7 protein-coding genes are annotated in these 7,598 nt (G+C 38.4%); all 7 read right to left on the bottom strand.

Features of this window, described 5'->3' with window-relative positions:
• Window positions 1-736: inositol monophosphatase (locus HOD97_06830; protein MBT4281311.1), on the bottom strand; the 736-nt coding region annotated here is incomplete at its 3' end.
• Window positions 737-776: 40 nt separating this feature from the next.
• The gene (locus HOD97_06825) at window positions 777-2,033 is read right to left on the bottom strand and encodes an FtsX-like permease family protein (protein ID MBT4281310.1); all 1,257 of its coding nucleotides are present in this window, start codon (window positions 2,031-2,033) and stop codon (window positions 777-779) included.
• Window positions 2,030-3,247, bottom strand: a complete 1,218-nt coding sequence (locus HOD97_06820) for an FtsX-like permease family protein (protein ID MBT4281309.1) — start codon at window positions 3,245-3,247, stop codon at window positions 2,030-2,032. Before HOD97_06820 ends, HOD97_06825 begins: the two co-directional genes overlap by 4 nt.
• Window positions 3,244-3,951 carry an ABC transporter ATP-binding protein gene (locus HOD97_06815; GenBank protein ID MBT4281308.1) on the bottom strand — a complete coding sequence of 236 codons (708 nt, stop codon included), beginning with the start codon at window positions 3,949-3,951 and terminating at the stop codon, window positions 3,244-3,246. The genes HOD97_06820 and HOD97_06815 overlap by 4 nt, the downstream gene beginning before the upstream one ends.
• Before the next feature lie 17 nt (window positions 3,952-3,968).
• Window positions 3,969-5,324: an efflux RND transporter periplasmic adaptor subunit gene (locus tag HOD97_06810; GenBank protein MBT4281307.1), complete on the bottom strand. Its 1,356-nt coding sequence runs from the start codon at window positions 5,322-5,324 to the stop codon at window positions 3,969-3,971.
• Window positions 5,325-5,340: 16 nt separating this feature from the next.
• Window positions 5,341-6,666 (bottom strand): TolC family protein, encoded by a 1,326-nt coding sequence (locus HOD97_06805; protein MBT4281306.1) that lies wholly within the window; start codon window positions 6,664-6,666, stop codon window positions 5,341-5,343.
• The gene (locus HOD97_06800; protein ID MBT4281305.1) at window positions 6,667-7,371 is read right to left on the bottom strand and encodes a hypothetical protein; all 705 of its coding nucleotides are present in this window, start codon (window positions 7,369-7,371) and stop codon (window positions 6,667-6,669) included. It abuts the gene before it with no gap.
• Window positions 7,372-7,598 lie beyond the last annotated feature (227 nt).

Genomic DNA, 7,598 nt, shown 5'->3' with positions numbered 1-7,598 from the left:
GTAGAATACCATTGGACGCTACAATATTCCGATTGAAAATATTGAAGGGTGAGTCGTCCATTTGAGACACAGTTCCGCCGGCTTCATTTATAATTACAATTCCAGCTGCTGTATCCCAAGGATGTAAATCGAATTCCCAAAATCCGTCCACTTTACCGCTCGCGACATGGCATAAATCCACCGATGCGGCACCGAGCCTTCTTACGCCTTGAGATTGATCTGTAAAATGCTTAAACAGCTTCATATTGGCTTCCCAAGCTTTATCATGGTCGTATCCAAAACCGGTTACAAATAATCCATTTTCAATCGTTTCTGTTTTAGAAACACGAATGGATTCCCCATTACAATATGCGCCATTTCCAATCATTGCGGAATACACATTTTCTGCCGGCAGTTCCACAACCACTCCTAAGATTGGATTACTATTTTGCATACAAGCAATCGAAACGCCGAACGATGGATATCCATGCACAAAATTTGTCGTTCCGTCTAGTGGATCAATTATCCATTTGCATTCTGCATCTATATTAGTTTCTGGACGTTCTTCAGCTAGAATTCCGAAATCAGGTGTTTCTTTCATCAGAAGTCCGCATATAATGTCTTCTGATTCTGTGTCAATTTCGGTTACAAGATTTGTCGGACCCTTTTTCCGGATGGAAGAAGGATCGTTATCAATGATGTGTTTGGCAGCTGATTTTGCTGCGGATTCTGCAATGTCCAGTAAATCTTTTCGCATTTTATTTGTCGAAGTTGTTGTCAATAGACTACATAAAGAATTATTCGAATCTTAAAGATTCAATCGGATCTAAGTTGGCTGCGCGCCAGGCGGGATAAATACCGAATCCTATCCCAATGAGTGAACATACTGCCATTCCGACAAAAGCCCAATCTAAAGGAATTACAGCAGGCACTTTCAAAAGAATTGCAACAATATTCCCACCGGCGATTCCCAAAATAACGCCAACAATTCCGCCAAATTGGCTAAGGAAAATAGCTTCCATTAAAAATTGGGTAAGAATGTCTCGTTTGGTGGCACCGATCGCTTTCCGAATACCAATCTCTTTTATCCTTTCTGTGACAGAAACGAGCATAATATTCATAATTCCTATTCCGGCTACGAGTAATGCAATCACGCTCACAGCGCCGGCAAAAAGTTTAATTCCACTTGTAAATCCTGCAAAAGTTTCCATCATTTCTTTATTGGAAATAATTGCAAAATCATTTTCTTCTTCCGGTGGCACCTTTCTAATCACACGCATCAGTCCAATAACTTCATCCATAGTCTTTTCGTACATTTCGGTGGATTCCGCCTCAACATTTATGGCAAGAGAAGTCCATCTATGAGAGAAACGCTGTATATAAATTGAAATGGGAATCATAACAAAATAATCCTGACTTCGACCAAATGCCTGCCCCTTTCGTTCTGTTACGCCAATGACCGTATAATCTAATCCCTTTATTTGAATAGCTTTTCCTAATGGATCTTCAAAGGGGAAAAGAATATCTGCTAGATCCGGGCCAAGAATCGTTACGCTTCGATGAAAACGAATATCGTCTTCCAAGAAATTTCGTCCATCGGCAAGATACGTTTTAAAAGAACGCAATCCCCATTCATCTACACCGGACAATTCTGCCGTTTTTTTTAATCGTTTATCTTTATACTGTATATTTCTTTCTTGAGAATTATCTACGACACTTACACGTAGCGGCAATTTTGCTCGTTGTTTTAATTCTTCATAATGAGCATATCGAATATTTTTCCGTTTTCGAATTTTATCATTTCCTCCACCATGAATTCTGATGGCGGGAGATTTTTGAATCATAAATGTATTGGTGCCAAAAATATCCAACTGGGAATTCACTGATGATTCCAATGTGCGAATAGCGGTCATAACTCCAATTACAGAAAACACTCCAATGCTGATTCCCAACAAAGTTAGAATGGACCGTAGTTTATTTTGACGAATGGATTCTATCGCCATCCGAAAACTTTCTTTAACCGTATTTATTAAATGGGATTGTTTTGCCATCATTCGTACCGAAGTGCATCAATTGGGTCTAATCGAGCGGCTTGGTAGGATGGAACCAGTCCAGAAACAATGCCGATAATGACGCTCAACATAATGGATCCAATCGCTAATCCAATAGGCATCGATGAAGGGAAAAATTGATTAATTAGAAGACTCAGGCCTCCGGCTAATCCCATTCCAAGCAATCCCGCAATAAGACATATTAGCACTGCCTCCATGAGGAATTGTCCTAGAATCATTGACTGTGTAGCTCCCAATGCTTTTCGAACGCCAATTTCCCGCGTTCGTTCTTTGACCGATACAAACATGATATTCATAATGCCTATTCCGCCAACGATGAGAGAAAGGGCTGTAATAAATAGCCCCGTTCCGCCAATCGCCAACTTAATTGTTTTGTATTGTGCTTCCATAGTGGCGGACTGGTTTATTGCAAAATCATCCTTTTCTTGAGGTTTTAAAGCGCGGATCTGACGCATAATTCCATAAATTTCTTCTTTCGCTTCATCATAATTTTCGGTGTTTAATTTAATTCGAACGCTCATCCAACCTCGACGAGCGAATAGTCGCTGATAGGTTCCATACGGTAAAACAGCTTGGTTATCTAGACTAAACAAACCCATAAATTTTCCCTGCTTTTTCAACACTCCGATAACTCGAAATTTATGAGATCCTATTTTGACATACTTATCGATTGGATCTTCATCTGGGAATAAGCCATCTGCTACATCTCTACCAATCACCATCACGCGAGTTCCTGACCTATTTTCTCCGTCAGTAAAATATCGTCCGTTTGTTACATCAGCAGATTCATTTGTTGCCATATATTCGGGCGTAGTACCAAAGAATCGAGTGTCAATTCGTTTATCTCCTCGAATAATACTTCCACCTCGTTCAGATATGGGAGCAACTGCAGATATATATTTTGATTTTGCTCTGAGTTTTTCAACATATTCTTCTTTAATACGGGGACGATTTCTCAATTCCCACCAATCCATGTCTCCGCCGAACCAATCCATACGGCTTACAATTAATACATCTCTACCAAGGAAAGACATACTCTTTTCAAATGTTCGATCCAAACCGGATATGAGTGTCCCCATCAGAGTCACGGATAAAACACCAATAATAATTCCCAACGCTGTTAAAATGGATCGAGATTTATTTCCGAAGATAGAACTAAGCGATATGCGAAGATTTTCCCAAAAGAGTGAAATCAAGAGAACACTCTTTTATTTTTCGCTGTTGTAATGTCCTCTTTAATTTTTCCATCGAAAAGGTGTATGGTTCTATCAGCATGGTCTGCGATGTATTCTTCATGAGTTACCAAGATGATTGTATTTCCGGAAGAATGCAGTTTATCTAATATCTTCATGATTTCCACACCACTCTTTGAATCCAAATTCCCGGTTGGTTCATCTGCTAAAATGATAGATGGATCATTTACCAATGCTCTTGCAATGGCTACACGCTGACGTTGTCCACCGGAAAGCTCATTAGGTTTATGATGCATGCGTTCTTCTAATCCAACGGCAATCAGTGATGTTTTCGCTTTTTCAATCCGATCATTTTTGGGAATGTTTGCATATATAAGTGGAACTTCCACATTGCGAAGGGCAGTGGCTTTGGGTAGTAAATTAAACGTTTGAAATACAAACCCAATTTTTCGGTTTCGAATCGAAGCCAATTGATTATCATCCATTTCATGGACGAGTTCGCCCTCAAATTCATAAATGCCTTCTGTGGGAGAATCTAAACAGCCAATCATGTTCATGAGCGTTGATTTTCCGGAACCTGAAGGTCCCATAATTGAAATATATTCATTATGATTGATGGTGAGATCAATACCATCTAATGCACGAACCACTTCTCCGCCTACATCATAATGGCGTTTAATTTCTTTTAAATAAATGAGATCAGGCACAATAATAATAATTCAGTTTAATCACCGGATTTGTTTGAACCGATTTTAATGCTGAAACCACTTTTATCGTTCTTTTCATTATCCCCGGTTTTCACCACTTTATTATGAGATAAATCCTTGCTGATAGCGCGATAACTTCCTGTAACAATTTCTTCGCCTTCATCGATGCCGCTTAGCACTTCGTAATGGGTTTCGGAAGAAATCCCCACATGTACAGGTCGGATATGAACTACTTTCTCGTCCTTACTAATTTTGATTTTTTTCAGTAATTTTTCATCCATTTCCGACACGGTTCCATTTCTAAGAACACCCTCGGGTTTTTCTGCAACAATAAATACCAATTCTTCCATTTTTTTAGCTTTTTGTCTCTTTGATTCATCATTTTTGTCTGAACCCTTGTTTTTTTCAAACCTCATATTTTCTGATCCTTCGGGGCGTACTGTTAAACTTTGAATGGGAACAGTTAAAACATTGTCTTTTTTATCGGTAATGATGTTAGCAGTTGCACTCATTCCGGGGCGAATTCCATCCGGAACTTGAATCATGCGGATTTTCACCTCAAAATTAGTTACCTGTTCGGCAGATCCTACTGAAGATGTTTGAGCCATGTGAGCAATTTCGCTGACAACACCGTAAAAAAGGGTATCTTGAAAAGCATCAATTTCAATTTCCGTTGTATCACCTTGAGATACAGAAACAACATCATTTTCATTCACATCTACAATGACTTCCATTCGATTCAAGTCAGCAATTATCATGAGTACTTCTGCTTGAAACATCCCGCCCACCGCCATTTCACCCACTTCTTTATTTACCGCGGTAACAATTCCATCTTGAGGTGATACAATTCGAGCTTTATTCAAATCATCTTCTCGTGATTCAAGACTGGATTTTGCTTGCGCCAATGAGCTGTTTGCTATTTCGTACGATGCTTGAACCGCTTCTAATTCTTGGTCTGAGGCCAAATTTTGTTCATACATATTTTCCACCCGCTTCCTACTGGCTAATTCTTGTTTTAGCCGTGCATTGGCGGATCGAACAGAAGAGGTTGCGGCATTGTAATTTGACAATAATTGTTTTCGATCTAGTGTAATTAAATGTTGACCCTTTTTGACATAATCGCCTTCTTCAGCCGTAATGGAATCAATCCATGCAGAAGAAGTGGCGCTGATTTTCACTTCAGTTTCCGGCTGAATTTTCCCACTTGCGTTAACTTTATGAATGATCGTTTGTCTGACTATAGTTTCCGTTTCCACTTTGATTGCATCATCATCCTTTTTCATCAAACTTATGGCAATCAGTATCACAACTAACGTGCCGCCTCCGCCAAAAATGAGCCATTTTTTTTTCTTGGTGAATATTTTTTTTGCCACAGTTTTCTCCTCTAAATTATTGTTTATCGTTAAGTGTACCCAAAAGAGCTTTCAAATTCGCTTGTGTGATATATGCGTCATATTTTGAGCTAATTAGGGATGATCTTGCTCGCACCACAGATGTCTGCGCATCCAAAACCTCTAAAATGATGGTGGATCCTTGCGTGTACTTCATTTGAGCAAGTTTCAAATCTTCTTCGGCAGATTCAAGTACCGTTTCGTTGATTGGGATAATTTCTTGATAATTATTCAGTTGATCCAAAACACTGCTAAGTTGGACCGATAAATCTTGAAGCTGTGTTAAATATTCAGATTCTTGTTTATTAACAGCAATTTTTGATTTTTGAATTTGAGTGTTAATACTATTCCCGGAAAAAAGAGGAATGGAAATTGATAGACCGACATTGAAACGGTTTTGATCGTTAAAGTTATTGGAAAGTGCATCTCCGAAATTATCGGCACTTCCCGAGTATGTAGCATTGGCATTAATTGAAGGTAGCCGAGAACCTTTTGAAAGTTTTACACTCAGTTCCGCACCGGTAATTTGATACTGCTTAGCTTTGACACTCGGGTTGAAATTTTGAATAAGCTCAAATCCGGTTTCATAATCAGGAATACTATCCATCGGAATTTCAATTTCTTCTACAAAAAAGTCTTGTTCTTTCCCGTTGAGTCCCATTTCATTTTTCAATGTACGATATGCATTTTGAAGATTAGCATCATTATTGATTACATCCACTCTGGCTTGGCCAAATCGAACTTCTGCTTTTAATAGATCTGTTTTTTTCTCAGCTCCCAGCTCATATTTTTGTTTTGCCAATGCTAACTGTTGTTGCGAACTCATAAGATTTGACCTTGCTACATCTAACAGCTGAGAAGCTTTTAAATAATTAAAATAGGAGGTATGTACATTTCGTATAATATTGGTTTTTATCTGACGGTCAAATTCTTCAGCAATACGAAAACTGTTTTTTGCCTGACGAATTGTGTTCCACCATACACCTCCGTCATATACATTTTGAGATAGAGAAATGGTAGAAGAAGCGCTAGTTTGACGGCTTATGGTACCCAAGGTCAATTCTCCGGTTTCAGAATTATATCCGCCGGTTTGTGGAGGGAATTGGGATTCGCTCACGCCCCCCGAAAAGCGGATGGATGGCAAAATGCCGCTATACGATCCTTTTACATCTTGTTCGGCTGAGTGTACATCCATGGCAGATGTTTTTAATACTTCTTTATTTTTAAGAGCTATTTCAATTGCATCGTCTAGAGAATACGTTTGGCTGAATCCAATCGTTATCGATAACAGAAATAAAAAACAATTTAGAATAGTTCTATTCATTCATTTTCCAATCATGCTGGACATTACTGATCCAAATCCGGAAAGAAATAATAAACCAAATATCCACAAACCTGTCATGACCGTTAACGCTGTTTTGGTTGATTTATGATAGAGAATTCCAATCCCAACTGCGGTCAGGAAGACTCGCCAAAACGCGAAAATATCCATGCCTGCAAGAAAACTATTCATAAAATCGCCCGGCTCGCCGATTCCCAATGCACCCAAACCGGTAAAAATCATCATATTCTCTGAAATATATTGAATGGGCGTAATCGTAATGTATTCAATCACCGATGGCATATAAGCAAATGCACTGAGGGTAAACATTTCACTATATTTTTTTCCACCTCCTAAGAACAAATTAGCTGCAAGCATGGCAAACAGGGACCAAAGCGAAATACGCAAAGGCCAGGTAATTGCAATACTTAAATAATTAAAAATGGATGTTGAATAAACTCGGTTGTACTGGCTAGAAAGAATTGTTTCTTTTTGTTCTTCGGATATTTTCGCATTTCCTTCAATACTTTTTTGAATTTGTTCCCATTGCAAATCTGCAATTAAATCTTGAAGAATAAAACCGGTGATCATGGCTAAACCCATTAAAACACCAACGGGAACTAATGCCTGTTTCCAATTGAATTTATTTATGATGGTTTCAAATGTTTCCCCGGGCGCGGTGATGACGTTAATAAATATGGCAAACATGATATTTTCTTCCTTTAACTATATTTTCTAAAAATAATGGTTGAAGTTATAGACAATAAAAGATTTATTAGTTGTTAATTATTTTATGGGTCATGACTAGTTTAGCGTTTTATTTCGAAAGTTTTCGAGTAGTTTTTGGTAGATATTTTCATGCCTGTAATTGAACCTAAACTCACTTTCTTTCAAATGAAAATAGAACGCATTTTTATGGATTCCACGATATTTAG

The sequence above is a fragment of the Candidatus Neomarinimicrobiota bacterium genome (genome assembly GCA_018651745.1).
GTDB lineage: Bacteria > Fidelibacterota > Marinisomatia > Marinisomatales > TCS55 > JAAZYX01.
This window is presented reverse-complemented; position numbering and strand designations above follow the sequence as displayed.

Excerpts from the sequence above, each read along its gene's own strand:
- HOD97_06825 (MBT4281310.1), bottom strand. The coding sequence starts at position 2,033 with ATGATGGCAAAACAATCCCATTTAATAAATACGGTTAAAGAAAGTTTT.
- HOD97_06805 (MBT4281306.1), bottom strand. The coding sequence starts at position 6,666 with ATGAATAGAACTATTCTAAATTGTTTTTTATTTCTGTTATCGATAACG.
- HOD97_06800 (MBT4281305.1), bottom strand. The coding sequence starts at position 7,371 with ATGTTTGCCATATTTATTAACGTCATCACCGCGCCCGGGGAAACATTT.